The following is a 1,496-nucleotide window of genomic DNA, read 5'->3' as shown; positions in this document are numbered from 1 at the left end:
GCGGTTGCCGCTGCGGCTGGCCAGGCCCAGGCGCTCCAGCAGGGCGGCGGCGCGGGTGTGGCGTTCGGCGGTCGGGGTGCCGGCGTAGATGGCCGGCATCTCGACGTTTTCCTGGGCCGAAGCCGAGGGGATCAGGTGGTAGCCCTGGAACACGAAGCCAAAGGCTTCGCGGCGCAGCCAGGCCAGTTCATCGCTGTCGAGCTGGGCAACGTTCTCCCCGGCGAACAGGTACTCGCCGGAGGTGGGGCGGTCCAGGCAGCCGAGGATGTTCATCAGGGTCGACTTGCCGGAGCCGGAGGCACCAACGATGGCGACGAATTCCCCGGCGTGGATCGACAGGTCGATGCCCCGCAGGACATCGACTTGCGGGCTGTCGCCGCCGCCGTAGGATTTGCGGATGTCTCTGAGGTCGATCAGCGGAGTCTGCATTCAACCTCCGCTGCTGTTGGCCGGGCCGATCAGCAGGTGATCACCTTCGTTCAAGCCGTCCAGTACCTGGATACGCAGGCGGTCGCTGATGCCGACCCGGACCTTGCGTTCGTCGATCGAGCCGTTCTTGGCCACCACCCGGGCAATCTGCAGGTCCGGTTCAGTACTGCCCTGCAGGGCGGCGATGGGGGCGGTGAGCACATTTTTTGCCTGATTGGCGACGAAGAACACCTGGGTGGTCATCTCCGCCATCAGCGCGTTGTCGGCGTTGTCCACGTCCAGCAGCACGGTGTAGAGCACCACCCGACCGCTGCCGCTCTTGCTGGTGCTGGTGGGGCTGCCGCTGCCCTGGCTGGTTTCGTTCAGCGGCTTGGGCGGGATCGGCAGAATCTGCCGCACGGTGCTGCTCCAGCGCCGGTTGCCACCGCTCAGGGTGGTGAAGTAGGCCTGCATGCCGGGTTTGACGTGACCGATATCGGCTTCCGAGACTTCGGCCCAGACGGTCATGGGCGAGAGTTTGGCGATGCGCAGGATCAACGGGGTCTGCTGCTGGGCGTTGAGGGTCTGGCCTTCGCGGGCGTCCACCGCCACCACGGTGCCGGACATGGGGGCGTAGATGCGCGTATAGCCCAGCTCGGCCTGGTCACTGCGCAAGCTGGCCTGGGCCTGGCGGATCTGCGCCTTGTACATGTCGATCCGCGCCTGGGTGGCCTTGAGTTCGGCCTGGGCGGTCTGTACGTCTTCCTCGCGGGTGGCGCCGCCGGCCGCCAGATTCTGCTGGCGCTGGTACTTCTGCCGGGCTAGTTGGTTCTGGGCGTACTGCTCCTGCAACTGGGCCTGCAGGTTCTCGATGGAGAAACGGCTGGCGTCGAGTTTCGCCTGCTGGGTGGAGGGGTCGATTTCCACCAGCAGCTGGCCTTCCTTGACCTGATCGCCGGACTCGACGTGGATCTTGCGGATCTGCCCGGAGGCCTGGGCGCCGACGTCCACATAGCGCCGGGGCTGCAGGGTGCCCAGGGCGGTGACGCTGCTTTCGATATCGCCGCGGCTGACTTGCACCGTCGCGA

2 protein-coding genes are annotated in these 1,496 nt (G+C 66.4%); both read right to left on the bottom strand.

Going from position 1 to position 1,496, the window contains the following annotated elements; genetic code table 11:
• Window positions 1-429 (bottom strand): ABC transporter ATP-binding protein (locus tag BLX41_RS35090; protein ID WP_259744705.1); only part of this gene is annotated, 429 nt, incomplete at its 3' end.
• Window positions 430-1,496 (bottom strand): efflux RND transporter periplasmic adaptor subunit (locus BLX41_RS11335; RefSeq protein WP_123724943.1); only part of this gene is annotated, 1,067 nt, incomplete at its 5' end. It abuts the gene before it with no gap.

Origin of the sequence: Pseudomonas protegens (assembly GCF_003732485.1) — a bacterium.
GTDB classification, from domain to species: domain Bacteria; phylum Pseudomonadota; class Gammaproteobacteria; order Pseudomonadales; family Pseudomonadaceae; genus Aquipseudomonas; species Aquipseudomonas protegens_B.
Note: the sequence above shows the minus strand (reverse complement) of the source record. Positions and strands in the feature narration are given on the sequence as shown.